The sequence below is a fragment of the Curtobacterium poinsettiae genome (assembly GCF_025677645.1).
GTDB lineage: Bacteria > Actinomycetota > Actinomycetes > Actinomycetales > Microbacteriaceae > Curtobacterium > Curtobacterium poinsettiae_A.
Map to the genome: position 1 here is coordinate 2421160 of NZ_CP106879.1, position 25897 is coordinate 2447056.

Below are 25897 nucleotides of genomic sequence, written 5' to 3' on the forward strand. Positions count from 1 at the left end.
CCGTCGGCTGCGGCCCCGCCAACCGACGGTCCGCGACCACTCGGCGAACGCGAGCGGGGTGTCCTGGCCGCCCCCACGCGCCCGGCCGGAGGCCCGTGGCAGCCCCGACCCGCGCCTCCCGCCCGTCGACCGGTCACGACCCGTCGCACGGGAACCGTCGACCGGTCACGAACCGTCGGCCGCGGCCCCGCCAACCGACAGTTTGTGACCGTCCGGCGAACGTGAGCGGGGTGTTGTGACCACCCGCGCCCCCAACCCCCAGCCCGCAACCCCCGACCACCGCACTACCGGACCGCACCCCCAGCCGCGTCCTGCAGCCCCTGCAGGCCCCGCAACCGCCGCTCGGCCTGCCGCACCATCGGGATCGTCCCGAGGGACCGCAGGCGCGTCTGCAGCTCAGCAGCGGTGACTGCCCCGATCGCGAGCAGCCCGTGCACGGCCATCGCCTCGGCCACCCCGAACGCACCAGCCGAGGGGCCCGGCGTCCGGAGCAGGTCGACCGCGGTCCGCGCCGGCAGCGTGACCCGCAGCCGCGAGAGCTCGGCGGTGTCGGCGACGTCGATCCGCACCTCCCGCAGGCGGACGTCCGGACCGACGTGCACGCGGACCTGCGGCGGGATGCAAGCCTCGAGCGGCGCCGACGGCCGGGACACCGCACCCCAGATCCACGCGGCGGTCAGGCTGCAGGCGATCAGGCGCGCGTCCCGCAGGACCCAGGCGGCAGCGGCGGCACGCAACGACGGCGTCTGCGGTTCGGCAGGGGAGGCCCAGCAGGGACCGACGGCGACCAGTTCGCCGGCCAGGACGGCCGCACGCAGCTCGGGTTCCGGCCAGTCGTCACTGGTCAGGAGTCGCGGGCGGGGCACCCGCACATCCTGCCCGACCTGCGGACGCGGCCGACAGGCCTGTGGACAAGCCACGGACCGGCCGGGAGGCGCGTGGCAGCCCGCACCGCGCCTCCCGGCCGTCGTCGGTCATGTCCAGGGCGTGAGCCGCGTCGACGACGCGACCACCCGCCGGCCGCGCGCCGGACCGGGCCCGGCCGGGAGCGACGCGCGCGCTCAGCGCAGGACGTCGGCGCGGTGCACGAGCGCCGCCGCACCGATGAGCGGACCGTCCTGGGACAACCCCGTCGGCACGATCTGCACCTTCGTCACGAACCCGAACTCGACGCGCTCCGCCACGGCCTGCCGGGCGTACTCGAACAGGTCCGGCGTGACGTGCGAGAACCCGCCGCCGATGGCGACGATCTCGAGGTCGACCAGGCTCGTGGCGGCGGCGATGGCCTGCCCGAGGGCACGGCCGCTCCGCTTGACCGCGGCGACGGCGATCTCGTCGCCGGCGGCGTACGCGGCCGAGAGCTCCTCGCCGGTCGTGCCGGCGAAGCCCTGACGACGTGCCCAGGCCACGGTCTTCGGGCCGCTGGCGATCGCCTCGAGGCAACCGGTGCCCCCGCAGGCGCAGGGGTCGTCGTAGCCGCCGCACTCGACGTGGCCGATGTGTCCGGCGTTGCCCGTCGGTCCGCTGACGGTGCGACCGTGCAGGATGAGCCCGCCGCCGACACCGGTGGACACGATCATGCCCATGACGTGGTCCGAGCCCTGGGCCGCGCCGACCCAGTGCTCGGCGAGGGTGATCGCCAGGCCGTCCATGCGGAGCGTCACCGGGACGCCGCCGGGCACGAGCGCCGCGATCCGGTCGCGCAGCGGGTGGCCGCGCCAGACCGGCATGTTGAGCGGGGAGACGAGGCCGTGCTCCTCGTCGACGGGCCCGGCGGAACCGATGCCCACGCCGACGAGCGTCGCGTCGGCCGGCAGCGCGCCGAGCGCGGCCGTGACGACCTCGTCGACGGCGGCCTGCAGCTCGTCGGAGGTGCGCTGCGGCCCGGTGGGGCTGCGGAACCGGGTCGCCGGGAGCACGACGCCCTGGTCGGTGACGAGCGCGGCCTCGACCTTCGTGCCGCCGAGGTCGACGGCCAGGGCGAGGGCGGGGGACTGGGGTGCGGTGCTGGACATGCGCGCTCCGATGCGGCGGTCTGGAGGCACGGTGCGGGTCGCCGACGCGTCGTCGCGTCCGGTGGGCACCGGCCTGGTCGTGGTGGGTCGTGCTGGGTGGGGTGGGTCAGGTGGGCTGGACGCGCCGGGTCAGCTCGGTCCGCTCAGCTCGGTCGGCCCAGCCCGGTCCGTTCAGTAGGACGTCGTGTCGTCGCCGAGCGCCGAGGCGGCACCCGTCTCGGCGCGGTGCGCGACCTCGTCGAGGATGCGGGCGGATGCGCTCGTGCCGATGCGGTCGGCACCCGCCTCGACCATCTCGAGCAGGGTGTCGAGCCCGCGGACGCCGCCGGACGCCTTCACGCCGGTGTCGGCACCGACCGTGCGGCGCATGAGGGCGATGTGCTCGGCCGTCGCGCCGCCGCCGGCGAACCCGGTCGAGGTCTTCACGAAGGCGGCCCCGGCGGTCTGTGCCGCACGCGACGCCGCGACGATCTCGTCGTCGGTCAGGAACGCGGTCTCGAGGATCACCTTGACGACGGTGTCGCCGGCGGCGTCGACGACCGCGCGGACGTCCTGCTCGACGCGCTGCCAGTCACCCGACTTCGCGGCACCGATGTTCTGCACCATGTCGAGCTCGAACGCGCCGTCGGCCAGGGCCTGCAGCGACTCGGCGACCTTCGCGGCGGTGGACGTGGTGCCGTGCGGGAAGCCGATCACGGTGCCGACGCCGACGCCGGTGCCCGTGAGACGCTCGACGGCGTGGGCGACGTCGCTCGGACGGACGCAGACGCTGAAGACGCGGTGAGCGGCGGCTTCGTCGAGCTGGGCGTCGACGTCCGCGCGGGTGAGTTCGGGCTTCAGGATCGCGTGGTCGATGAGGCCGCGGACGGCATCGACGGTGACGGGGAAGGCTGCGTTGTCCACCCGGCAAGCCTACCCGTCAGGCGTGCCGCGTAGCGTGCAGGGCATGCAGGTCCTCGTCACCGGCGCCACCGGGTACATCGGTGGTCGTCTCGTCCCTCGTCTCCTCGAAGCCGGCCACTCCGTCCGGGTGTTCGTGCGCAACCCCCGGAAGCTCCAGGACGTCCCGTGGAGCAGCGACGTCGACGTCGCGGAGGGTGATCTCCAGGACGCCGACGCGGTGCGCGCCGCCGTCGACGGGATCGAGGCGGTCTACTACCTGGCCCACGCGATGGGGGCCGACGGCGACTTCGAGTCGGCCGAGCGCGAAGCCGCCGAGACCATGGCGAGCGAGGCGAACGCGGCTGGTGTCAGCCGGTTCGTCTACCTGGGCGGGCTCCACCCCGACGGCGAGCTGTCCAAGCACCTCCGCAGCCGCAAGGAGGTGGGCGAGATCCTCCTCGGCTCCGGCGTGCCGACGGTCGCGTACCAGGCGGGCGTCGTGATCGGCTCGGGCAGCACCTCGTTCGAGATGATCCGGCACCTGACCGACGTCCTGCCGTGGATGCCCGCGCCGCGCTGGGTCCGCAACCACATCCAGCCGATCGCCGTGCGCGACGTCCTGTACTACCTGGTGGCCGCGCTCGACGTCCCCGCCGACGTCAACCGCACCTTCGACATCGGCGGCCCCGACGTCCTGCGGTACGGCCAGATGCTGAACGGCTACGCGGTCGAGGCGAAGCTGCCCCAGCGCCCGATCACGGTCCTGCCGGTGCTCACCCCGCGTCTCGCCGCGCACTGGTTCAACGCCGTCACCCCGATCCCGCGCAAGCTCGCGACGCCGATCATCGAGTCGCTGCAGTTCGAGTGCGTGCAGCGCGAGCACGACATCGACGACGTCGTGCCGCAGCCCGAGGGCGGGCTCACCTCGTACCGGCGGGCCGTCCGTCTGGCGCTCAACAAGATGCGGTCCGGTCAGGTCGAGACGAGCTGGCGCAGCGCGACGCTCTCGAGCGCCTCGGCCGACCCGATGCCGAACGACCCCGACTGGGCCGGGCACACGGTCTACGTCGACGACCGGAAGCGGCACTCCAGTGCGTCCGCCGAGGACGTCTGGCGCGTCGTCGAGTCGATCGGCGGCGAGAACGGCTGGTACTCGTTCCCGCTCGCCTGGGTGGCCCGTGGCTGGATGGACAAGATCGCCGGCGGTGTGGGGCTGAACCGCGGTCGTCGTGACCAGCAGCGCCTCGAGCAGGGCGACGCGCTCGACTGGTGGCGCGTCGAACGCCTGGAGCGCGGCCGCTACCTGCGGCTCCGCGCCGAGTTCAAGTCGCCCGGCCGTGCGTGGCTCGAGATGACCGTCACGCCGAACCCCGACGGTGGCAGTGACTACCACCAGCGGGCGATCTACTTCCCGCAGGGGCTCGCCGGGCGGCTGTACTGGTACGGCATCCTGCCGTTCCACGGCATCATCTTCCCCGGTATGGTCGAGCGCATCACCGCCGCCGCCGAGCGGGAGTCCGACCACACCGAATCCACGCAGCGCAACCGGACGCAGCAGACCGGGACCCCTGAGCCGGCGCACGAGGAGGCAGCATGACCGACGACCGCAGCCCCGTCCTCTTCCTGGGGGACAGCATCACCGAACAGGGCGACTGGGACACGTGGCTCCCCGACGAGCACACGCTGAACCAGGGCATCGGTGGCGACACGACCGACGGCGTGCTGACGCGCCTCGACGCCGTCGTCGCCGAACAGCCCGAGGTGATCGTGCTGCTCATCGGCACGAACGACTTCGGCAACCACCGCGCCAGCGCCGAGCACGTGGTCCGCAACGTCGAGACCATCCTCGTCACGCTCCGCCGCGAGCTGCCGGGCGTGCGCCTGCTGCTCGTGTCGATCCTGCCCAGGCAGGCCGAGTACGCCGCGAAGATCGAGCAGGCCAACCGGCACCTCCGTCAGTTCGTCGCGACGTGTCACGCGCAGTACCTCGACGCCTGGCCAGCCCTGGCCGACGGCGACCACCTCGACGCCCGTTTCACCGAAGACGGCCTGCACCTGACCGAAGAGGGCTACCGCGCGCTGGTCGGTGAACTGGTGCCGGCGCTCGAGCGTGTCCGTGACCTGCCGCCGATGTCGCGGTCGATCCAGGCGATCGACCTCGACGGCTCCGCGGACTGATGGCCGCACGCAAGGGGCGGCCCCCGGTGGGGTCGTCCCAGCACGGCGTGCCCGCCGGGTCCCCTCGACCCGCAGCCGCCGCACCGGCCAACGGCGCCCGGACCACGCCACCCTTCACCCGCCCCGCACTGGCGCCGTCGATGATCGCGGCGATCGTGCTGCTCGCGTGTGTCGCCATCGTGGACTCGTCGGGCTTCGTCTTCGCCCGCTGGGGTGTCACGGTGCTCGCGCTCATCGTGCTCGTCTTCAGCGTGCGCGGGAAGGCCTGGTGGGCTGCCCTGCTCATGGCCGCCGTCGCCGTCTGCTGGAACCCGCTCGTCACGGTGCCGATCCCCGGACAGGTGTGGGCAGCACTGCAGCTGGTGGCAGCCGCGCTGTTCATCGTGGTGGGCATCGTCGTCAAGGTGCCCCGCGAGTCGGACGGACGGTAGGATCGGCAGGTCGGGTACAGGACCCGACCGCACGACCCGAAGGGCATGGATGAACGACGAGACCGAGCCGGTGACCGAGAGTCCTCTGCTGAACCCTCGACCGTCCTCCGGCGGTCTCGACCGATCCGACGTCGTCGTCCGCAAGGGGCGCCTGACGCTCATCAACGGACACCTCACACCGCAGCAGTCGATGATCGAGGACCTGCTGTTCCTCGACGACGCGCTCACCGGGGCTGACGTCGACCACCTGCTCATCCGCGGCAACGACCAGCGTCCGGTGATCGCCCTCGACGAGCGTGACCGTCAGCGCGCCGAGAGCGCCGTGATGTCCGCGGCCGTCAACGAGCCCTTCTACGCGAAGCCCCCGGGCAAGCCTGCCGTGCTCGTGCAGGACGACGGACTCGGCTCCGTCGAGGAACCCGTGCTCCGCGTGTTCCGACCGCGGCTCGAGCCCCTCGGGCGTCTGCGGTACGGCGCAGAGACGAGCGTCCAGCTCGAGTTCTGGCGGGTCACCGACACCGAGGTCCTCGCACCCGTCGAGAACGCCCTGATGCGGCGCAGTCTGCCGATCGAGGAGTTCGTCCTCGTCGACATCGAGCGCTACGGCCGCACCTGGCGCACCGTCGAGCACATGTTCGACGACCACGTCTCGGACATCCGCTTCCCGATCGACATCGTCTTCTCGTGGGTCGACGGCAACGCCATCGAGTACCAGCGTGCCCGCCAGGCCGCGCAGTCGAACGCCGTCCTGGGGGAGGGCGACGATGCCCCGGCCCGGTTCCGGCAGATCGACGAGCTGAAGTACGCGCTCCGCTCGGTGCACACCTTCGCGCCGTGGATCCGCCAGATCTACATCGCGACGGACTCCCCGGCACCGCACTGGCTCGCCGAGCACCCGAAGGTCCGGATCGTCCGCAGCGAGGAGTTCTTCGCTGACCCGTCGGTGCTGCCGACCCACAACTCGCAGGCCGTCGAGTCGCAGCTGCACCACATCCCGGGCATCAGCGAGCACTTCATCTACTCGAACGACGACATGTTCTTCGGGCGCCTGACGGACCCGTCGATGTTCTTCAGCCCCGGATCCGTGACGAAGTTCATCCTCGCCACCACCCGCATCGGGCTCGGGTCGAACAACCCCGCACGCAGCGGTTTCGAGAACTCCGCCCGCGTGAACCGTCGCCTGCTGCAGCAGCGCTTCGGTGCGGTGACGACCCGGCACCTCGAGCACGCTCCGACGCCCCTGCGTGCCTCGATCATGACCGAGATGGAGCACGAGTTCGCTGACGAGTTCGCGTCGACGGCAGCCTCGCGCTTCCGGGCCGCGGACAACATCTCGGTGACGAACTCGTTGTACCACTACTACTCGCTGCTCACCGGGCGCGCCATCGTGCAGGAGAACGCCGACGTCCGGTACATCGACACGACGATGCAGTCCGGGCTCCGGTCGCTCGACGAGCTGCTGAAGAAGCGGAACGCCGACTTCTTCTGCCTCAACGACGGCAGCTTCCCGGAGGTCAGCGACGACGAGCGCACGCAGCGCGTGACGGACTTCCTGGAGCGCTACTTCCCGTTCCCCGCACCGTGGGAGCGCCCCAGCGATCAGGACGCGCCAGCGGCCTGCTGAGGCGCTCCGGGCGAGCCTGCGAGCCCGGTCCCACGGGGCGATCAGGAGGCGCCAGCGGCCTGCTGGGGCGCTCCGGGCGAGCCTGCGAGCCCGGTCCCACGCCGGAACCCAGCCACCGGGTTGGGCCCTCCATCGGCCTCGACCGGTCGCCACATCCCGCCACCCCCACGCCGACCGGTCACAGACCGTCCCCTCCAACCAACGGAACGTGACCACGCGTCGCAGGCCGAGCGGTGTGTCCCGACCACCCCGTGTGTCGGGTGGCGCGAGTCGGCGCCGCCACGAGCCTCCCGGCCGTCCTGCGTGCCGTCGGGACGTACACGCCGGCGCGCGGTCAGGGCACCCCGCCGGTTGCCCGCCGAACGGTCACGAACCGTTGCGTGCGGTGCCGCCAGACGACGCATCGTGACCACGCGACGTTGCACGCGTGGGGAGTCGTGACCGCTCGTCGCTCGGGGCCTAGGACGCCCGCACCCGCCTGGTGAGCAGAAGAGGTCGGGTCCGCATGACGGACCCGACCTCTTCTGCACTCGTGGTGCGCGACTCCTCGCGCGCGGCGCTACCGGTGAACGGGGGAGACGGGCACCGAGTCGAGCGTGAACACCGGGATGCTCGAGGTGACCGGTGCCGGCTCGACAGCCGCCGGGATCGTCACGCCGTGCGCGGCGAGTTTCGCTTCGGTTTCGAGCGCAGACACGGGCTGTCCGACGGTGGCGTAGTGGCCGATCGGCACCACCGAGTGGACGACGTTGCGCCCGTAGACGTGCACGAGGTTGAACGACTGCGCACCGTCGCGGCCGCGGGTACCGCCCTGGTACTCGGTGAGGTCCTGGGTGTAGCAGGTGGCGCTGGCGACGGACACCGGGATGCCGGCGAACACGGCACTGGTCGAGTAGTGCAGGTGACCGGCGATGATGGCGAGGACGTCGCTGCCCTCGACGACTTCGGCAAGGGCCTGCTGGTCGCGCAACTCGACGAGGACGGTGAGGTCTTGGACGCTCGGCACCGGCGGGTGGTGCATCGCCAGGATGGTGCCGTGCGGCGCTGCCTCGGACAGGACCTCGGCGAGCCAGTCGAGCTGGTCGGGGGAGACCTCGCCGTGGTGGTGACCGGGCACGCTCGTGTCGAGCGTGATCACACGGAGACCGTTGACGTCGTACACGAAGTCGACCGGGCGATCGGTGGGCTGCAGGCCGAAGAGCTCCTGACGGAAGGCGCCGCGCTCATCGTGGTTGCCCATCGCCCAGATGATCTGCGCACCGATCCGCCGGGCGGCCGGCTCGAGGATCTCGCGCACACGGGCGTACGCGCCCGGCTCGCCCTTGTCGGCCACGTCGCCGGTGACGACGATCGCTTCGGGACGCGTGCCCGAGGCTTCGATGTCAGCGACGATCTGCGTGAGCCGGGCGGCGGAGTCGACGTCGCCGTACAGGTCGCGGTCCCCGGAGACGAGGTGCGTGTCGCTGAGGTGGAGGAGGAAGTGGTTCGGCCTGGGGTGTTCGGCCGTCCGGCTGTCCATCGGGGTCTCATTCCGTTGGCGGATGCGTGGTGCAACACGTTGCCACACCGTCCTGGACGAGTCCAGCACGCGAGGGTGAACCAGCCGTGAACTGGGGGCGGCGTGTTGCCCTGCGCACGAAGAAACCCCCGCCACTTCGTGACGGGGGTTGCTTCGTGCGCTACCGATCAGTGATCGCCGGGGCCGACCTGGGGAGCCTGGTGACCACCCTCGAGGTTCGGGCCGTGGTGCGCGGCGTGCGCTGCTTCGAGCTCGGCCTTCGAGACCGGCTCGATGCGGTCTTCGAAGAAGAAGCGGGACACGCCGGCGCGGACCTTCTGCAGACCCGTGATCTTGCCCTTGGCGTTCGGGCGGATCATGAGCGGCTTGTACTCGTTGAACTGCAGGAGCTTCCACCGCTCGTACTCGTCGAGCTGCTCGTGCACCTCGATGTACTCGCCGTGGGGGAGTCGGACGATGCGCCCCGACTCGTAGCCGTGCAGGACGATCTCGCGGTCCTTCTTCTGGAGGGCGAGGCACACGCGCTTGGTGATCCAGAAGGCGATGAACGGACCGAGGACCGTCGTTGCCTGGATCACGTGGATCACGTGTTCGATCGACACCAGGAAGTGCGTCGCGATGATGTCCGACGAGGCTGCCGCCCAGAGGCTGGCGTAGAGCGTGATGCCAGCGGCACCGAACGCCGTGCGCGTCGGGGCGTTGCGCGGACGGTCGAGGATGTGGTGCTCACGCTTGTCGCCCGTGACCCACGCCTCGATGAAGGGGTAGAGCAGGATCGCCAGGATGAGCAGCACCAGGACCGCGATCGGCGCCAGGATGTTGAACGACACCGTGTAGCCGAACCACACGACCTCCCAGTGCGGCGGGACCAGTCGGAGCGCGCCGTCGGCGAAGCCGATGTACCAGTCGGGCTGGGTACCGGCGGAGACCGGGGAGGGGTCGTACGGGCCGTAGTTCCAGATCGGGTTGATCGTGAACAGCGACGCGATGAGGGCCAGGATGCCCGCGACGATGAAGAAGAACCCACCGGCCTTCGCGGCGAACGCCGGGAGGATCGGGACACCGACGACGTTCTCGTTGGTCTTGCCGGGACCCGCGAACTGCGTGTGCTTGTTGATCACGACGAGCACGAGGTGGACACCGAGCACCGCGACGAGGATCGCCGGCAGCAGCAGGATGTGCAGCGTGTACAGGCGGCCGACGATGTCGGTCCCCGGGAACTCGCCACCGAACAACAGGTAGGCGATCCAGACGCCGATCACCGGGACGCCCTCGATCATGCCGACGATGATCCGCAGCCCGTTCCCGGAGAGCAGGTCGTCGGGGAGCGAGTAGCCGGTGAAGCCCTCGGCCATGGCGAGGACCCAGAGCAGGAACCCGAAGACCCAGTTGAGCTCACGCGGCTTGCGGAAGGCACCGGTGAAGAACACTCGGGCCATGTGCAGCATGATCGACGCCACGAACAGCAGGGCCGCCCAGTGGTGGACCTGTCGGACGAAGAGCCCGCCGCGGATGTCGAACGAGATGTCGAGCGTGGACTGCAGGGCCGTCGACATCGCCACACCCTTGAGGGGGACGTACGAGCCGTTGTAGACGACCTCGGTCATGGACGCCTGGAAGAAGAACGTCAGGAAGGTCCCGGAGAGCAGCACGACGACGAAGCTGTACAACGCCACCTCGCCGAGCATGAAGCTCCAGTGGTCCGGGAAGATCTTGCGGCCGACTTCCTTGACGAGGCCCGAGATGCTGGTGCGCTCGTCGATGTAGTTGGCGACCCCGCCGATGATGCGGGATCCGCGCTCCGGCGCCGGCTTGTTCGTCGACGTGTTCGGTGCGGTGGTGGTGGTGCTGGTCATCAGCGTTCACGCTCCCAGAAGGACGGTCCGACCGGCTCGTGGAAGTCGCTCTGGGCAACCAGGTAGCCGTCGTCGTCGATCGCGATCGGAAGTTGGGGGAGGGGGCGTGCTGCCGGACCGAAGATGACCTCGCAGTTGTTCGAGACATCGAAGGTGGACTGGTGGCACGGGCACAGCAGGTGGTGCGTCTGCTGTTCGTAGAGCGCGACGGGGCAACCGACGTGAGTGCAGATCTTGGAGTACGCGACGATGCCGTCGTAGCCCCAGTTCTCGTGACCCTTGGACGGGTTGAGGTCCTTCGGGTCGAGACGCATGAGGAGGACGGAGGCCTTGGCCTTCTCCTCCAGCATGTGCTCGGACTCGAGCATGCCCTCGGGGATGACGTGGAACACCGAACCGATGGTGACGTCGGAGGCCTTGATCGGCAGACCCGTCGGGTCCTTCGTCAGGCGCAGGCCCTGCTTCCAGAAGGTGTGGCGGAGCAGTTCGTTGGGGTCCTCGGCCGGAGCGAGGTCACGGACCAGGACGATGCCGGGGAGCGGGAACGCGGCCAGGGCACCGATCATCGAGTTGCGGATCAGCTTGCGACGGCTGAAACCCGACTCCTTGTCGGCGAGCTGGAACGCCTCGACCGCCTTGGCACGGGTCGCATCGGTGCCGCGGGTCCCGTGGCGGAGCTCGGTGATCTCGCGGTCGACGACGAGCGACTTCGACCAGTAGACGGCACCGAGGCCGAGGGCGAGGAGCGCGAGGGCGATCGACAGGCCCAGGAAGAGGTTCGCAGTACGGACCGTTCCGAAGTCGCTCGGGTCGATCGGGAAGGCGACGTAGGCCGCGATCGACAGGACGCTGCCGACGATCGACAGGTAGAAGTACGCGGCGACCTGGCGCTCGGCCAGACGCTGCTTCTTCGGGTCGACGTCGGTGCGACGCGGGCGGTGCGGCGGCTCGCCCGGGTTCTCGAACGGGTCGACGGGGAGGACCGCGATCCCGGGGGAGGTGGTCGTGCCGTGCTTCTCGACAGCCGAGGACGAGTTCAGCGTCTCGTCGTCGTGCTCTGCCATGGTGTTCCCTTCAGTGTCGTTCGACACGGACGATCAGTTGGACTTCGCGGTCAGCCAGACGGTCATCGCGACGACCGCGCCGAGTCCGAAGATCCAGATGAACAGACCCTCGGCGACCGGCCCCAGGGAGCCGAGTGCGAAGCCACCGGGGGACTTGTTGTCCTGCACGTACTTGAGGTACGTGATGATGTCGGCCTTCTGCTCCGGCGTCAGGTTCAGGTCGTTGAAGACCGGCATGTTCTGCGGGCCGGTGAGCATGGCCTCGTAGATGTGCTTGCCGGAGACCGTCTCGAGGTTCGGGGCGTACTTGCCCTCGGTCAGCGCACCGCCGGCGCCGGCCACGTTGTGGCACATGGCGCAGTTGATGCGGAACAGCTCGGCGCCTTCGGCAGCGTCGCCGTCCTCACCGTTGGTGAGCTCGGTGGACGGGACCGACGGGCCGGGGCCGAGGGAAGCGACGTACTGCGCGAGCGCGTCGACCTGCTCGTCCGTGAACTGCGCGGGCTTCTCTTCTGCCTGCGGGCCCTGAGCGGCCATCGGCATGCGGCCGGTGCCGACCTGGAAGTCGACCGAGGCGGCACCGACACCGATGAGGGACGGGCCCTCGCTCGTGCCCTGCGCGGAGAGACCGTGGCAGGTGGCGCAGTTCGAGGCGAAGAGCTTCTCGCCCTCGTTCACCTGCGACTGGCTCGACGCGGCGACGGTGCTCGTGCTGTCGTCGGCGTTCGCCGTGGAGCTGAACAGTGCGTACGCGCCACCGGTGGTCATGAGACCCACGACGATGAGCGACACGGTCGCCATCGGTGAACGGCGGCCCTTCTTGGACTTGGTTCTGTTGAACATGTGCTGGGGGGTGTCCAGTTCCTACTTGAGAAGGTAGATGACGGCGAAGAGGAAGATCCACACGACGTCGACGAAGTGCCAGTAGTACGACACGACGATGGCGGTGGTCGCTTCCTTGTGACCGAAGTTCTTGGCGGCGAAACCGCGGCCGAGCGTCAGCAGGAAGGCGATGAGGCCACCGGTCACGTGGAGTCCGTGGAACCCGGTGGTCATGTAGAACGCCGAGCCGTAGGCGCTGGAGGAGAGCGTCACGCCCTCGTGCCAGAGGTTGGCGTACTCGAAGATCTGGCCGCAGACGAAGATCGCGCCCATCGCGTAGGTGACGAAGAACCACTCCGTCATGCCCCAGTGGCGCGGGTTCCAGCTCGTCCGGTGCACCTGGAAGCGCTCCGCAGCGAACACCGCGAACTGGCAAGCGAAGCTGGACAGCACCAGGATGATCGTGTTCACGGAGGCGAAGGGCACCTCGAGCTTCGCGGTCTCGGTCGCCCAGAGCTCAGGGGACGTGCTGCGGAGCGTGAAGTAGATCGCGAACAGGCCGGCGAAGAACATGACCTCGCTGCCCAGCCACACGATCGTCCCCACGGCCACGGCGTTCGGCCTGTTGAGGGCCGGACCGCTGGCTGATCTGGAGAGAGAGGTGCTAGTCACGTCCTCCATTATGGCCGAAACCCCCGACAGTGTTTTCGCAGGAGACTGGCGGGTCTCTCGAATTCACTACGATCGAGCCATGCCTGACGCACTTTCTTGGCCAGCGGTGATCAGCGCGCTCATGGCGCGCGAAGACCTGACGATCAGGCAATCCACATGGGCCATGGAGGAGATCGTGCACGGGCGGGCCACCCAGGCACAGATCGCAGCCTTCGCCGTGACGCTCCGCGCGAAGGGCGAGACCGTCGACGAGGTCGTCGGGTTCCGCGACGCGATCCTGGACGCCGCGGTTCCGCTCGACGTCGACCCGATGGCGCTCGACATCGTGGGCACCGGTGGCGACGTGGTCGGCACCGTGAACGTCTCGACCATGGCGGCCATCGTGATCGCGGCTGCCGGGGTCCCGGTCGTCAAGCACGGCAACAAGGCCAGCTCGTCGAAGTCCGGCTCGAGCGACGTGCTCGCCGCCCTCGGACTCGATCTCACGATGGACGCCGCGCGTGTCGCGGACACCTTCCGGCGTGTCGGGCTGACGTTCGCCTTCGCCAACGCGTTCCACCCCGGTTTCGCCCACGCAGGCCCGGTCCGGCGCGAGATCGGCGTGCCGACGGTGTTCAACTTCCTCGGTCCGCTCGTCAACCCCGCGCGGTGTGAGGCCAACGCCGTGGGCGTCGCCCAGCTCGATCTCGTCCCGATCATCACGGGCGTGTTCCAGACGCGTGGCGCGACGGCCCTCGTGTTCCGCGGCGACGACGGTCTCGACGAGCTGACCACCACGGGGCACAGCCACATCTGGGAGGTCACCGGCGGCCGCGTGACCGAGCACGACCTCGACCCGCGCGACCTCGGCATCGCCCGGGCACGCACCGAGGACCTGCTCGGCGGCGACCCGGAGCACAACGCCGCCGTCGTCCACCGGGTGCTCGCGGGGGAGACCGGACCCGTCCGCGACATCGTCCTGCTGAACGCCGCGGCCGGCCTCGTCTCGTTCCGGCTGGCACAGGACCCGAACGAGTCCGACCGGCCGATCCTGCAGCGCTTCCGCGAACAGCTCGTCGTCGCAGCCGAGGCGATCGACTCGGGCGCCGGTGCGCGCAAACTGGCTGATTGGGTCGGCGTAGCTCCCGCCGCGTAGTCCGCGCCGCTTCCGCCCGGCTCGCACCATGCGCGGTGCGTCGCCCGGTGCGAGCCTGGCGGCTCGGTGCTGCGCTGCGAGCGCGCACCGATCGGTCAGCGCTGCACCCGGTGAACAACCGCGCACCGCGCCGTACCGTCGACCACCCGAACACCCGACCACTCGACGCCCGGCCGACCGCGACCGGCCCGCAGGAGACGCAACGCACAGGAGGCCCGGTGCCGGTTCCTGGAACCGGCACCGGGCCTCCCGTCGGTGCGATCAGTGCACGCGGTCAGCGTGCGCCTGCAGTGTCACTGCACGTCGTTACTGGACGTCCTCGTCGACCCAGTCGAAGGTCTTCGTGACGGCCTTCTTCCACAGACGGAGCGTGCGCTCGCGCTCGGCGTCGTCGAGCTGGGGCTCCCAGCGCTTGTCCTCCTGCCAGTTGGCACGGAGCTCGTCGAGGTTGGCCCAGAAGCCGACCGCGAGACCGGCAGCGTAGGCCGCACCGAGCGCGGTCGTCTCCGCGACGACCGGACGGACGACCGGCACGTTGAGGATGTCGGCCTGGAACTGCATGAGCTCGCTGTTCGCGGTCATGCCGCCGTCGACCTTGAGCTCGGTCAGGTCCACGCCGGAGTCGGCGTTGACCGCGTCGAGCACCTCGCGGGTCTGCAGCGCCGTGGCCTCGAGGGCGGCACGGGCGATGTGGCCCTTGTTGACGTAGCGGGTGAGGCCGACGATGGCACCGCGGGCGTCCGGGCGCCAGTACGGCGCGAAGAGCCCGGAGAACGCCGGTACGAAGTACACGCCACCGTTGTCCTCGACGGTCTTGGCCAGGGCCTCGACCTCCGGGGCGCTCCCGATCAGACCGAGGTTGTCGCGGAGCCACTGGATGAGCGAGCCCGTGACGGCGATCGAACCCTCGAGGGCGTAGTGCGTCTCCTGGTCGCCGAGCTTGTAGCCGACGGTGGTGAGCAGGCCGTTCTCGGAGCGGACGATCTCGGTACCGGTGTTGAAGATCAGGAAGTTGCCGGTGCCGTAGGTGTTCTTCGACTCGCCCTGGTCGAACGCGGCCTGACCGAAGGTCGCGGCCTGCTGGTCGCCGAGGATGCCGGCGATCGGGACCTCGCGCAGCAGGCTCGAGGACTCGACGTGGCCGTAGACCTCGGAGGAGCTGACGATCTCGGGGAGCATCGACTTCGGCACGCCGAAGTCGGCGAGGATGTCGTCGCGCCACTGCAGCGTCTCGAGGTCCATGAACAGCGTGCGGGACGCGTTCGTGACGTCGGTCTTGTGGACGCCGCCGTCGACGCCACCGGTCAGGTTCCAGAGGACCCAGGTGTCGGTGGTGCCGAAGAGCAGGTCGCCCGCCTCGGCCTTCTCACGAGCACCCTCGACGTTCTCGAGGATCCACATGATCTTGGTCCCGGCGAAGTACGTCGCGAGCGGCAGGCCGACGATGGCCTTGTACTTGTCGGTGTCGCCGTCGGCGAGCTTGTCGACGAGCGCCTGCGTGCGGGTGTCCTGCCAGACGATCGCGTTGTAGATCGGCTTGCCGGTGGTCTTGTCCCACACGACGGCGGTCTCGCGCTGGTTGGTGATGCCGACGGCTGCAACGTCGTGGCGCGTGATGTCGGCACGCGACAGTGCCTGACCGATCACCTCGCGGGTGTTGTCCCAGATCTCGGCGGGGTCGTGCTCGACCCACCCGGCGCGCGGGAAGATCTGCTCGTGTTCCTTCTGCCCGGTCGAGATGATCGAACCGGAGTGGTCGAACACGATTGCTCGGGTCGAGGTCGTGCCCTGGTCGATGGCGACGATGTAGTCGGCCATTGGTGCTCCTTACGGGTGTGTTCGGTGCGGGTGCGTGTTCGGTCGTGCGGAACGGCCGTCCACGCCTTCGGGGTGGGGGTGGGTCAGCTGACGACGGGCAGCAGGGCGTAGGACAGCCCGGCGGCGAGGGCGCCACCGATCAGCGGTCCGACGACCGGCACCCAGGCGTAGGCCCAGTCGCTCGAGCCCTTGCCCTTGATGGGCAGGAAGGCGTGCGCGATGCGGGGGCCGAGGTCACGGGCCGGGTTGATGGCGTAGCCGGTGGGGCCACCGAGGCTGACACCGATCGCGATCACGAGGAACGCGACGGGGATCGCACCGAGCTCCGACGGGGTCTGCCCGTTGGTGAACGCGATGACGACGAAGACCAGCACGAAGGTGCCGATGATCTCCGTGACGAGGTTCCAGCCGTACGAGCGGATCGCGGGGCCGGTCGAGAAGACGCCGAGCTTGGCGGCCGCGTCGGGCTCCTCGTCGAAGTGCTGCTTGTAGGCGAGCCAGACGATGACCGCACCGATGATCGCGCCGATCAGCTGGGCGAGCCAGTAGAGGAACATCTCGCCGACGGTGATGTTGCCGAGGATCGCCTGCGCGAGGCTGACCGCGGGGTTGAGCTGTCCGCCGGACTTGTAGGACACGGTGACACCGGCGAAGACCGCGAAGCCCCAGCCGATCGTGACCATCAGGAACCCGGCTCCGAAGCCCTTGGACTTCGCCAGCGAGACGGCGGCGACGACGCCGCCACCCAGGATGATGAGCATCGCCGTACCGACGAGCTCGGACAGGAAATTGACGCCGATGCCGTCCATCGGTGACCTCCAGTGCGTGAGGGTGGGGGTCCGGCCGTGCTGCGCCGCACTCCCCGTTGAGTGATTGAGGCCAACCATAGTGATGCGGTTCACGGCCCGGCGATGAATTCGTGAGCGAAGTGCGGCATCGTGCACGAACGTGCAGGACGAGTGTCCCCAGCACGATCCTGACCCGGTGACGCGTCCTCGGCACGCTGCACGAACGTGCATCGTGACCGGACGGCCGCTCGTGCCGCCGATGTAGATTGGGCGCACTCCGGTCGACGACGCGCGGTGTGACCGCCACGGTTCGACCCCGTACCCGTGGAGGCACCGCATGAAGAAGCTCATCAACGACCCGCAGGCCGTGGTCGAGGAGACCGTCCGGGGCTTCGCCCGGGCACACGCCGGGCACGTCGTCCTGGTCGAGGACCCGATCCACCTGCACCGCGCTGACGCACCCGTCGCCGGCAAGGTCGGGATCGTCAGCGGCGGTGGCAGCGGCCACGAGCCGCTGCACGCCGGCTTCGTCGGGTACGGCATGCTCGACGCCGCGGTGCCCGGCCCGGTGTTCACGAGCCCGACGCCCGACCCGATCGTCGCCGCGACGAAGGCCGTCGACGGCGGTGCGGGCGTGCTGCACATCGTGAAGAACTACACCGGCAACGTGCTCAACTTCGAGACGGCCGCCGAGCTCGCGGCGATGGACGACGTCCGCGTCGAGTCCGTCGTGGTGGATGACGACGTCGCGGTGCAGGACTCCCTGTTCACCGCCGGCCGTCGCGGTGTCGCCGGGACCGTCGTGGTGGAGAAGTGCGCCGGCGCCGCCGCCGAGCGCGGGGACGACCTGGACGCGGTCGCCGCGGTGGCCCGGCACGTCAACGACGTCACGCGGTCGATGGGGCTCGCGCTGGCGTCTGGCACCGTCCCGCACGCCGGGGAGCCGTCCTTCGTGCTGGCCGACGACGAGGTCGAGCTCGGCATCGGCATCCACGGCGAGCCGGGCCGCGAGCGGATCGCGATGGCACCGGCGGACGAGCTGGTCGACCGCGTGCTGGAACCGATCCTGACCGACCTCGACGCCCCGGCCGGCTCGTCGCTGCTGCTCCTGGTGAACGGCATGGGCGGCACCCCGCTGTCCGAGCTCTACATCGCCTACCGACGCGCCGCCGAGGTCCTCTCCGACCGCGGCTACCAGGTCGCGCGTAGTTCGCGCGTCGGCGACTACGTCACGTCCCTCGAGATGCAGGGGTTCTCGCTCACCGTCACGGTGCTCGACGACGAACTCACTGCCCTCTGGGACGCCCCGGTGGAGACCCCGGCCCTGCGCTGGGGACGCTGACCGACCGCGACTGCGGCCGACCACAGTCACTCGACCACCGGACCACGACACCGGGCCCGCCGGGCCGGACACACGAAGGGAACCGCATTGGCGCTCGACACCGCATGGGCCATCGACTGGGTCCGTCGCACCGCCGCGACGATCGACGAACACCGCGCCGAGCTCGTCACGCTCGACCGCGAGATCGGGGACGGCGACCACGGCGAGAACCTCGACCGCGGGTTCCGGGCCGTGCTCGAGGCCGTCGACTCCGGGTCCTTCGACACCCCGGGTGCCGTGCTCAAGACCGTGGCGACGAAGCTCATCTCCACCGTGGGCGGGGCGGCCGGCCCGCTCTTCGGCACCGCCTACCTGAAGGCGGCGCAGGCCGCCGGTGACGCGGCCGAACTCGACGCGGACACCCTCGTCGCCGTCCTCACCGCCGCCCGCGACGGAGTCGTGTCCCGCGGCAAGGCCACGGTCGGCGACAAGACGATGGTCGACGCGTGGAGCCCCGCGGTCGACGCCGCAGCAGCGGCTGCCGGCGCCGGCGACGACCCGAAGGCCGTCCTCACCGCGGCAGCCGACGCCGCCGCGCAGGGTGCGGCGGACACCGAGCCGCTCGTCGCCCACAAGGGCCGCGCGAGCTACCTCGGCGACCGCGCGATCGGGTACCGCGACCCCGGTGCGCAGTCGACCGCGTACATCCTGCGCGCAGCGGTGGACGCAGCGTGACCGTCGGCATCCTGGTCGTCTCGCACAGCGCGGCGATCGCGACCGGCACCGTCGAGCTGGCCCGGCAGATGGCGGCGGACGTGCCGCTCGTCGCCGCGGGCGGCACGGACGACGGCGGCATCGGTACCTCGTTCGAGGCGATCTCCGCGGGCATCGAGGAACTCGCCCAGGCGGACGCCGTCGTGGTGCTGTGCGACCTCGGCTCCGCCTACCTGACGACCGACACCGCGCTCGACTTCCTGGACGACGACGTCCGAGCCCGCGTCCACGTGTCGCCGGCCCCGCTGGTCGAGGGCACGGTGGCGGCTGCGGTCGCCGCCCAGACGGGTGGCGACGCCGACGCGGTGCTGGCCGCCGCGGCATCGGCCGCGGGTTCCGAGGCGGACGCGAGCAGCGCCTCCCTTCCGACCGGTGACCAGCCTGGAGGCGCGGGGCCGGCCGACGGGGCTGCTCCCGTCGACGGCGCGTCCGGCGCCGACCGCGTCAGCGCGTCGGTCGAGCTGGTGAACGAGACCGGGCTGCACGCCCGGCCCGCCGCGGAGTTCGTGAAGACGGCGGCGAAGTACGACGCGAGCGTGCACGTCAACGGCGTGGACGCGAAGAGCCTGCTGGCGATCATGGCCCTGGCGCTGCCGAAGGGTGCGACGGTGTCGGTCGACGCGACCGGGCAGGACGCGCAGGCCGCGGTCGACGCCCTGGTGGAACTGGTCCGGTCCGGCTTCGGCGAGTGACGCCGCCGCCGGGGGAGACCCCGGCGGCGGTGCCCGCCCGGTCACCGGATCGAGATCGTCCCCGCCAGGTCGAGGTCCGAGGGGCCGCCGGTGACCCCGGCGTCCGCGAGCAGGGTGGCACCGAACACGGCGCTCCAGAACGTGCGGGCGTCGCGGGCGACGCCGCTCGGGCTCGTCCAGCCCTGATCGTCGACGACGCGTTCCAGGTAGCGCTCGGACTGCCGGAACAGCACGGCGAGCAGCAGTCGCACGCGCTCACGCTGCGCCGGGTCGTCCCCGGCGGCCCCGAGCGCCCGGACCACGAGCGGGGTCGACGGCATCGCGAGGGCGGTGCGAGCGAGGACTTCCCGGAACGACTCCGGCGAGCGGGCTCGCCGGCCGGCCGCCTGCAGTCGCGTGGTGTCGCGGAGGAACAGCGCGAACGCGGCGTCGAGCACCAGGCGGTCCTTCGAGCCGTAGTGGTGCGTGATCTGGTTCGGGTAGACACCCGCGGCCCGGGCGACCTCGCTGACGGTGACGCTCCGAGTGCCCGCACTGAGCAGTCCGGCCGTCGCCGCGAGGATCTTCGCCCGTGTCGCCGCGCCGCGTGCCGTTCCGGGGCCGTCCGCCGTGGTTGCCATGTCGGAATTGTACGTGGTACAACTCAACTTGCTCAACGTACAAGAGGAGTTCCCGTGGACATCGTCATCACCGGCTACGGCGCGGTCTCACCCTTCGGCCACGGCGTCACGCCACTCTGGGACGCCCTGGTGGCCGGTCGCTCCGGCGTCCGCGCCCTGCACCGCGACGGAGCGCTCTGGCAACAGGTGCCGATCCGGGTCGGCGCCGATGCCGCCCTCGACGCCGACGGAGCGCTCGGGCGGGTCCGTGCGAACCGTCTCGACCGCAGTCAGCAGCTGGCACTCGTCGCCGCGGACGAGGCCTGGGCCGACGCCGGTGCCCCCGCGGTGGAGGGCGACCGACTCGCCGTGGTCATCGGCACCGGGATCGGGGGAGTGGAGACGCTCCTGGACGCCCACGACGTGCTCGGTGCGTCCGGTGCCCGGCGGGTCTCACCGCGCACGGTGCCGATGCTCATGGCGAACGGTGCCGCCGCGCAGATCAGCATCGCGTACGGGGCGCGAGGCGGCGCCTACACGACGGTGTCGGCCTGCGCCTCGGGGGCCGAGGCCATCGCCACCGCCGCACGACTCATCGCCACCGGTGAGGCCGACGTGGTCATCACCGGCGGGACCGAGGCCGCCGTCACCCCGGTGACGATGGCATCGTTCGCCCAGTCACAGGCCCTCGCGAAGCCCGACGGCGACGACCCCACCACCCTGTCACGGCCGTTCGACGCCGACCGCCGCGGCTTCGTCCTCGGCGAGGGCGCCGGCATCGTCGTGCTCGAGCGTGCCGACCACGCCGCGGCCCGAGGACAGCGGTCGCACGGCTCGCTCGCCGGATGGGGGATCACCTCGGACGCGCACCACATCACCGCACCGCTGGCGGACGGCAGCGAGCAGGAGCGGGCCATGCGCGCCGCGATCCGGATGGCGGGACTCACCGGCGGCGACGTCGACCACGTGAACGCGCACGCCACCGGCACCCCCGTCGGCGACGTCGGCGAGGCGGCCGCCATCAGCCGTGCTGTGGGGACCGGCGCGCTGGTCACCGCGCCGAAGAGCGCGATCGGGCACATGTTCGGCGCCGCCGGAGCCGTCGAGGCGATCCTGACCCTGCGGGCGCTCGAGACCGGCACCGTGCCGCCGACCCTGAACCTCGACCGGCTCGACCCCGCGGTGGACCTCGACGTCGTCTCCGGCGCAGCTCGGACCGCGCCGCTCCGTGCCGCGTTGAACAACTCGTTCGGGTTCGGCGGTCAGAACGCGTCGCTGGTGTTCACCGCGGCGTGAGCTCCTGCAGGCCCGTGACCCGGAGCAGGTCGAGCTTCGCGGCGTCCTCGGAGCCCGGCACGACCGTGTAGACGACGATCCGCAGGTCACCGCCGGGAACGCTCAGCACGTCGCAGTCGATCTCCACCGGCCCGACGGGCGTGTGCACGACCTTGCGGCTCGCACGGTGCTCGGCGATCCGGCCGGTCTCCCAGCGGCGGGCGAACTCGGGGGACTCCCGCAGCAGCCGTTCGACCAGGTCCGCGAGGTCACGGTCCGCCGGGTAGCGGCCGTACGCCTGCCGCAGGTCGGCGGCGAGGTCGCTCGAGAACTCCTCCTGGTGCTCGTCGTCCCAGTCCACCCCGTCGCGCTCCTGCATGAAGTGCCGCCAGACCAGGTTGCGATCGAGCCCGACGTACCGCGAGGGGTCGCCGTTCACCGCGGCCCACAGCTCGTTCCAGAGCACGATGTCGTGGGTCGCCGTGAACACCGCGAGCGGGACGTCGCCGAGCCGGTCCACCAACCGCTGCACGCCCGGCGTGATGTGCCGCGGCACCACCTGATGCGACGGCGGGGCGACGCCGGCCACCCGGCACAGGTGGTCCCGCTCCTCGGACGACAGCCGGAGCGCCGTCGCGAGGGCGGCGAGCAGCTGCGGCGACGGGTTCGTCGCCCGGCCCTGCTCGAGGCGGACGACGTAGTCGACGCTCACGCCCGCCAGCGCGGCGAGCTCCTCGCGGCGGAGCCCCGGGGTCCGTCTGCCGGGGCCGGCCGGCAGGCCGACCGCCTCGGGACGCACCCGGTCACGCCAGGAACGCAACACGTTCGCGAACTCGCTCATGTCCACCATCATCACCCCGCGCCTCCTGTCCGTCCTGGTACTGCCGGTCCCACCGTCGCACCGTGCCTGGGGGAGCCGGGTCGGCGGGGGCAGGCTGGACGCATGACAACGACACTGATCACCGGGGCCAACCGCAGCCTCGGACTCGAGACCGCACGCCGACTGCTCGAAGCCGGCCACACCGTCTACGCCGGCATGCGCGACCCGGCCAACGGCGACGACGCCCGCGCCCTCGGCGCACACGTCGTGCAGCTGGACGTCACCGACCAGGCCAGCATCGACGCGGCGATCGCGACGATCCCCGAACTCGACGTCCTCGTGAACAACGCCGGGATCCTCGGCACCTCGTTCGGGGTCGACGACCTCGACGCGAGCGCGATGGCGACCGTGCTCGACACCAACGTCACCGGGATCGTGCGGGTGACCCAGGCCGCGCTGCCCCTGCTGCGACGCTCGGCAGCACCCGTCATCGTGAACGTCTCGTCGGGGGTGGGGTTCCCGCGCTGGCTGACGACGCCGGGGCACGACGAGTACGGGGTGCCGGCGGTGCCGTACGCGGCGTCGAAGGCGGCCGTGATCGCGCTGACCGTGCAGTACGCGAAGAACCTGCCCGGGTTCCGGGTGAACGCGAGCGACCCGGGCTACACGGCGACGGAGTTCAACGGGTTCGGCGGACACCAGACGATCACCGAGGGCACCGATGCCACGGTCATGCTCGCGACGATCGGCACCGACGGGCCGACGGGGGAGTTCCACAACCGCGAGGGCCGGATCGAGTACTGACGGACAGCGCCGGCGTCAGTCGTGCACGTCGGCACCGAACCCCGGCCCGGGGCGCATCATCCAGCCGTCCGGGTCGGGCAGCGGGCGGAACCCGAACCGTTCGTACAGCCCGTGGGCATCCGCGGTGAACAGGGCGAAGCGCTTCAGGCCGAGCGGCTCGACCGCCTCGGTCACGCCGCGCACGAGTTCGATCCCGACGCCGCGGCCCCGGGCATCGGGGTCCACGAACACGTCGGCGAGCCACCCGAAGGTCACGCCGTCGGTGATCAGCCGCGCGTAGCCGAGCTGCTCGCCGGTCGTCGCGTCGTACACGCCGAAGTTCCGGGAACCGGCGATGATCGCATCCTGCGTCGCACGGTCACGCCCGCGAGCCCAGTAGGACTCCTCGCTGAGCCAGCGGTGCACGCGGTCGACGTCGAGGTCGGCGGGGTCGGCGGAGAAGCGCAGGTCGGTCACGTGACGAGTCAACCGGCGGACGCGCCTGCGACGCAACGGCCGATCGGGGTTCCGTGGACCGCTCGGGCGGGCGGTCGGGAGGCCGTCGGCCTGGAGGCCCGTGGGGACCCCGGCGCGCGGGTCGCGTCGGGCGGTTGGTGGCGCTGGTCCGCTGTCGGGCGTCCGGCGTCCGGCGTCCGGCGTGCGACGTCCGGCGTCCGGCGTCTGTCAGGATGGCCGCATGCGCGCCGTCCAGTACGCCCAGTTCGGTTCCGTCCCCTCGATCGTCGACCTGCCGGAGCCGGTCGCGCCCGAGCACGGCGTCGTCGTCCGGGTGGCGGCCACCGGTGTCTGCCGCAGCGACTGGCACGCATGGAAGGGCCACGACGACGCCGTCCGGCTGCCGCACGTGCCCGGGCACGAGTTCGCCGGCGTCGTCGCCTCCGTCGGTGCGGGCGTCCAGCGCTTCGCGGTCGGCGACCGGGTCACGGCTCCGTTCGTGTTCGCCTGCGGGACCTGCGCCGAATGCCTCGACGGCGCCACCCAGGTGTGCACCGCCCAGCAGCAGCCCGGGTTCGACCTGCAGGGCTCGTACGCGGACTCCCTGGTCGTCCCGCACGCCGACCTCAACCTCGTCGCGCTGCCCGACGCCGTGGACTTCGCGGTGGCGGCGGCGCTGGGCTGCCGGTTCGGCACCGCGTTCCACGCCCTCCACGCCCGGGGGCGCGTCGCCGCAGGGGAGTGGGTCGTGGTCTACGGCTGCGGGGGAGTCGGGCTCTCCGCGGTCATGGTCGCCGTGGCCGCCGGCGCGCACGTGGTCGCTGTCGACGTCTCCGCGGCCGCACTCGAACGCGCCGCCGCCCTGGGTGCCGACACCGTGCTGATGGACGCCGATGCCGTCACCACGGTCCGATCCCGCACGGGTGGCGGAGCGCACGTCTCGCTCGACGCCTACGGCAGCCGTGCCACCTCCGTCGCCGCCGTGGCGTCCCTGCGTCCGCGCGGCCGGCACGTGCAGGTCGGGCTGCTGCTCGACGACGAAGCCGCTCCGGCGATCCCGATGGGGCGGGTGATCGCGGACGAACTCGAACTGCTCGGCAGCCACGGCGCGGCGGTCGGGGAGTACGGCGCGATGCTCGACGCCGTCGTGGCCGGACGACTGCGTCCGGAGGAGACGATCGGCCGCACGATCGGCTTCGACGACCTGCCCGAGGCGCTCGTCGCGATGGACCGACCAGCGACGTCGTCGGGCATGACCGTCGCGGTGTTCTGAGGCTCGGAGCGTCCCGTCAACCCTCGGTCCGCGCGTCCGCGCCCCGGCGGATGCGGAGCACGACCGCGCCGATGACGAGCACTGCCAGGATCCCGACGACCCCGAACAGGAGTGCCGGGCCGCCGTGGCCGTGCGCGTGCGTTCCGGCACCCGTGTTCGGTGCGGCTCCCGCTGCCGCTGTCGTCGGTTCCGAGGATGATGTGGGCGCGGTCGTCGGGCTCGTCGTCGTGGGTGGGACGGTCGGGGATGCGACCGGTTCCACCGAGAACGCGAGCTGCCCCTCGATCGGATGGCCGTCGGGGGAGACGTACCGCCAGACGAGGGTGTGCGGGCCGGGGGAGAGCGACACCGCCTTGGACATCGAGGTGCCGTCGACGGCCACCGCTCCGGAGGACTCGTCGGTCCCGCCGTCGTCGCGGACCTCGATGCGCAGGCCGGCTTGGAGCCCGGCAAGCGGCGCCTCACTGAAGGTGAGTGTCACTCGCTCAAGGTCGGCAGCCACCGTGGCGCCGTCCGCCGGATCACTCGAGGTCAGTGCTGCGTGCGCCGACGCAGGTGTCGTCCCGATCAGCACGAGGAACGCGGACAGGGCGACGGCGAACAGGACCCGGGGCGTCGCAGCTCGTGAGCGGCGTTGGTCATCTCGGTGAGCGTGCACGCGTCCACGCTAGGGAAGCAATGTCGAGCGTCCCGTCAGCCGAGCGGGGCCACTCGCAACCTCTGAGTTGACATAATATGCATTATCGGCGCACGGGTGGGACGTCGGAACACGCACGGTGAGCAGAAGAGGTCGAGTCCTATGCACGGACTCGACCTCTTCTGCTCACTGGATGACGACGGCGTCAGTCGGCGGGCTGCGTCGGGACGTCGTCGGCGTCGATCTCGAGCGCTGCCGGCTCGCCGCCCTGTTCCTCCAGGGTGTCCTGGTCGGTGTCGGGCTGCTCCGGCGACTCGGTCTGGGTGGTCTCTTCGGCTGGGTCAGGCTGGCTGTAGCTCATGGGCGGCACGGTACGCCCGCGTTCCTGAACAGCTGCACGCTCGGCGCCGGAAACCGACAGCGGGCGCGTGGCGACTCCGCCACGCGCCCGCCACGTCAGGGC

Annotated in this window: 26 protein-coding genes; 11 read left to right on the top strand and 15 right to left on the bottom strand. The window is 70.9% G+C overall.

Annotated features, from left to right (window positions below; all coding sequences use genetic code 11):
* Positions 1–284 precede the first annotated feature (284 nt).
* The 3 genes from OE229_RS11655 to deoC all read right to left on the bottom strand — a co-directional run bounded on the left by OE229_RS11655 (position 285) and on the right by deoC (position 2918).
* Positions 285–866 (bottom strand): hypothetical protein, encoded by a 582-nt coding sequence (locus OE229_RS11655; protein ID WP_262138130.1) that lies wholly within the window; start codon positions 864–866, stop codon positions 285–287.
* A gap of 195 nt (positions 867–1061) precedes the next feature.
* Positions 1062–2015, bottom strand: coding sequence for an ROK family protein (locus OE229_RS11660; protein ID WP_262138131.1), 954 nt, complete (start codon positions 2013–2015; stop codon positions 1062–1064).
* A gap of 171 nt (positions 2016–2186) precedes the next feature.
* Positions 2187–2918, bottom strand: coding sequence for a deoxyribose-phosphate aldolase (deoC, locus tag OE229_RS11665; RefSeq protein WP_111223670.1), 732 nt, complete (start codon positions 2916–2918; stop codon positions 2187–2189).
* Between the two features lie 43 nt (positions 2919–2961).
* Between deoC and OE229_RS11670 the strand changes: the two genes are divergently transcribed.
* Genes OE229_RS11670 through OE229_RS11685 form a run of 4 tightly spaced genes read left to right on the top strand, consistent with a single transcriptional unit; the run spans position 2962 to position 7130 of the window.
* The gene (locus tag OE229_RS11670; RefSeq protein WP_247737742.1) at positions 2962–4494 is read left to right on the top strand and encodes an SDR family oxidoreductase; all 1533 of its coding nucleotides are present in this window, start codon (positions 2962–2964) and stop codon (positions 4492–4494) included.
* On the top strand, positions 4491–5075 hold the full coding sequence (locus OE229_RS11675; protein ID WP_182065018.1) for a GDSL-type esterase/lipase family protein: 585 nt from the start codon (positions 4491–4493) through the stop codon (positions 5073–5075). The genes OE229_RS11670 and OE229_RS11675 overlap by 4 nt, the downstream gene beginning before the upstream one ends.
* A complete protein-coding gene (locus OE229_RS11680) occupies positions 5075–5506 on the top strand; it encodes a DUF6804 family protein (protein WP_182065019.1) in 432 nt (143 codons plus the stop codon). The genes OE229_RS11675 and OE229_RS11680 overlap by 1 nt, the downstream gene beginning before the upstream one ends.
* Before the next feature lie 49 nt (positions 5507–5555).
* Positions 5556–7130 (top strand): stealth family protein, encoded by a 1575-nt coding sequence (locus OE229_RS11685; protein ID WP_262138133.1) that lies wholly within the window; start codon positions 5556–5558, stop codon positions 7128–7130.
* 559 nt (positions 7131–7689) lie between these two features.
* Here the strand turns inward: OE229_RS11685 and OE229_RS11690 are convergent.
* From OE229_RS11690 to ctaE, 5 genes are all read right to left on the bottom strand, one after another.
* A complete protein-coding gene (locus tag OE229_RS11690; RefSeq protein WP_259577855.1) occupies positions 7690–8649 on the bottom strand; it encodes a phosphodiesterase in 960 nt (319 codons plus the stop codon).
* Between the two features lie 167 nt (positions 8650–8816).
* Complete coding sequence (qcrB, locus tag OE229_RS11695; protein WP_071403835.1) at positions 8817–10505, bottom strand: cytochrome bc1 complex cytochrome b subunit; 1689 nt, start codon at positions 10503–10505, stop codon at positions 8817–8819.
* A complete protein-coding gene (gene qcrA, locus OE229_RS11700) occupies positions 10505–11569 on the bottom strand; it encodes a cytochrome bc1 complex Rieske iron-sulfur subunit (RefSeq protein WP_027465615.1) in 1065 nt (354 codons plus the stop codon). Before qcrA ends, qcrB begins: the two co-directional genes overlap by 1 nt.
* Before the next feature lie 33 nt (positions 11570–11602).
* Positions 11603–12412 (bottom strand): cytochrome bc1 complex diheme cytochrome c subunit, encoded by an 810-nt coding sequence (gene qcrC / locus OE229_RS11705; protein ID WP_182065022.1) that lies wholly within the window; start codon positions 12410–12412, stop codon positions 11603–11605.
* A gap of 21 nt (positions 12413–12433) precedes the next feature.
* Positions 12434–13072, bottom strand: coding sequence for an aa3-type cytochrome oxidase subunit III (gene ctaE, locus OE229_RS11710; protein ID WP_027465617.1), 639 nt, complete (start codon positions 13070–13072; stop codon positions 12434–12436).
* Between the two features lie 70 nt (positions 13073–13142).
* Here ctaE and trpD point away from each other — a divergent pair, with 70 nt between their 5' ends.
* The gene (gene trpD, locus OE229_RS11715) at positions 13143–14198 is read left to right on the top strand and encodes an anthranilate phosphoribosyltransferase (protein ID WP_182065023.1); all 1056 of its coding nucleotides are present in this window, start codon (positions 13143–13145) and stop codon (positions 14196–14198) included.
* Between the two features lie 306 nt (positions 14199–14504).
* Here the strand turns inward: trpD and glpK are convergent, their stop codons facing one another.
* Positions 14505–16016 carry a glycerol kinase GlpK gene (glpK, locus tag OE229_RS11720; protein WP_182065024.1) on the bottom strand — a complete coding sequence of 504 codons (1512 nt, stop codon included), beginning with the start codon at positions 16014–16016 and terminating at the stop codon, positions 14505–14507.
* 83 nt (positions 16017–16099) lie between these two features.
* Positions 16100–16825: an MIP/aquaporin family protein gene (locus OE229_RS11725; protein WP_182065025.1), complete on the bottom strand. Its 726-nt coding sequence runs from the start codon at positions 16823–16825 to the stop codon at positions 16100–16102.
* A 316-nt stretch (positions 16826–17141) separates the two neighbouring features.
* Here OE229_RS11725 and dhaK point away from each other — a divergent pair, with 316 nt between their 5' ends.
* The 3 genes from dhaK (at position 17142) to dhaM (ending at position 19591) form a co-directional block, all read left to right on the top strand.
* Positions 17142–18146 carry a dihydroxyacetone kinase subunit DhaK gene (dhaK, locus tag OE229_RS11730; protein ID WP_263344490.1) on the top strand — a complete coding sequence of 335 codons (1005 nt, stop codon included), beginning with the start codon at positions 17142–17144 and terminating at the stop codon, positions 18144–18146.
* An 87-nt stretch (positions 18147–18233) separates the two neighbouring features.
* Positions 18234–18860 (top strand): dihydroxyacetone kinase subunit DhaL, encoded by a 627-nt coding sequence (dhaL, locus tag OE229_RS11735; RefSeq protein WP_182065027.1) that lies wholly within the window; start codon positions 18234–18236, stop codon positions 18858–18860.
* Positions 18857–19591, top strand: coding sequence for a dihydroxyacetone kinase phosphoryl donor subunit DhaM (dhaM, locus tag OE229_RS11740; RefSeq protein ID WP_262138140.1), 735 nt, complete (start codon positions 18857–18859; stop codon positions 19589–19591). The genes dhaL and dhaM overlap by 4 nt, the downstream gene beginning before the upstream one ends.
* Positions 19592–19632: 41 nt before the next feature.
* Here dhaM and OE229_RS11745 read toward each other — a convergent pair whose 3' ends face one another.
* Positions 19633–20211 carry a TetR/AcrR family transcriptional regulator C-terminal domain-containing protein gene (locus tag OE229_RS11745; RefSeq protein WP_262138141.1) on the bottom strand — a complete coding sequence of 193 codons (579 nt, stop codon included), beginning with the start codon at positions 20209–20211 and terminating at the stop codon, positions 19633–19635.
* A 54-nt stretch (positions 20212–20265) separates the two neighbouring features.
* Here OE229_RS11745 and OE229_RS11750 point away from each other — a divergent pair, with 54 nt between their 5' ends.
* Positions 20266–21486, top strand: coding sequence for a beta-ketoacyl-[acyl-carrier-protein] synthase family protein (locus tag OE229_RS11750; protein WP_262138143.1), 1221 nt, complete (start codon positions 20266–20268; stop codon positions 21484–21486).
* Here the strand turns inward: OE229_RS11750 and OE229_RS11755 are convergent.
* Positions 21473–22306: a helix-turn-helix domain-containing protein gene (locus OE229_RS11755; protein WP_262138145.1), complete on the bottom strand. Its 834-nt coding sequence runs from the start codon at positions 22304–22306 to the stop codon at positions 21473–21475. The two genes, OE229_RS11750 and OE229_RS11755, sit on opposite strands and share 14 nt — an antisense overlap.
* A 102-nt stretch (positions 22307–22408) precedes the next feature.
* Here OE229_RS11755 and OE229_RS11760 point away from each other — a divergent pair, with 102 nt between their 5' ends.
* Positions 22409–23089: an SDR family NAD(P)-dependent oxidoreductase gene (locus OE229_RS11760; RefSeq protein WP_262138146.1), complete on the top strand. Its 681-nt coding sequence runs from the start codon at positions 22409–22411 to the stop codon at positions 23087–23089.
* Between the two features lie 15 nt (positions 23090–23104).
* On the opposite strand, the gene OE229_RS11765 is transcribed toward OE229_RS11760, so the two are convergent.
* Positions 23105–23545, bottom strand: a complete 441-nt coding sequence (locus OE229_RS11765) for a GNAT family N-acetyltransferase (RefSeq protein ID WP_259577864.1) — start codon at positions 23543–23545, stop codon at positions 23105–23107.
* Between the two features lie 220 nt (positions 23546–23765).
* Between OE229_RS11765 and OE229_RS11770 the strand changes: the two genes are divergently transcribed.
* Positions 23766–24797, top strand: a complete 1032-nt coding sequence (locus OE229_RS11770; RefSeq protein ID WP_262138148.1) for an alcohol dehydrogenase catalytic domain-containing protein — start codon at positions 23766–23768, stop codon at positions 24795–24797.
* A gap of 16 nt (positions 24798–24813) precedes the next feature.
* Here the strand turns inward: OE229_RS11770 and OE229_RS11775 are convergent, their stop codons facing one another.
* Positions 24814–25455, bottom strand: coding sequence for a copper resistance CopC family protein (locus OE229_RS11775; RefSeq protein ID WP_182065035.1), 642 nt, complete (start codon positions 25453–25455; stop codon positions 24814–24816).
* Positions 25456–25639: 184 nt separating this feature from the next.
* Positions 25640–25795 carry a hypothetical protein gene (locus OE229_RS11780; RefSeq protein WP_182065036.1) on the bottom strand — a complete coding sequence of 52 codons (156 nt, stop codon included), beginning with the start codon at positions 25793–25795 and terminating at the stop codon, positions 25640–25642.
* Positions 25796–25897: the final 102 nt, after the last annotated feature.